Origin of the sequence: Lentzea albidocapillata, from assembly GCF_000719115.1 — a bacterium.
Classification (GTDB): domain Bacteria; phylum Actinomycetota; class Actinomycetes; order Mycobacteriales; family Pseudonocardiaceae; genus Lentzea; species Lentzea albidocapillata.
This window is the reverse complement of the sequence record NZ_JOEA01000087.1, coordinates 1-344: the sequence shown is the minus strand read 5'-3', so window position 1 is coordinate 344 and position 344 is coordinate 1. Positions and strand designations below refer to the sequence as shown.

Here is a 344-nt window from a genome sequence, read left to right as displayed (position 1 = left end):
CGGTGGGTTGCTGCTGCTCGGCGGCAAGCTGTCCGACCTGTTCGGCGCCCGCCGCATGTTCGCCACCGGCTGGCTGGTGCTCCTCGCGGGCTCCGTCGTGGCCGGCGCCGCGAGCGAGATCTGGGTCGAGCTGCTCGGCCGCGCGGTGCAGGGAGCCGGAGCCGCGCTCATCGCGCCCTCGGCCCTGACCCTGCTGATGATGCTGTTCGGTGGCGAACCGGCGCAGCTCGGCAAGGCGCTCGCGATCTACGGCGCCGCCGCTCCGGCCGGTGGCACCGCCGGTGTCTTCCTCGGCGGCGTGATCACCGAGTACCTCAGCTGGCCGTGGGTGTTCTACGTCAACG

1 protein-coding gene is annotated in these 344 nt (G+C 72.7%); it reads left to right on the top strand.

The window, feature by feature from the left end:
* The coding region (locus tag IG04_RS0141935; RefSeq protein ID WP_157513150.1) for an MFS transporter at positions 1 to 344 on the top strand (344 nt) is incomplete at both ends.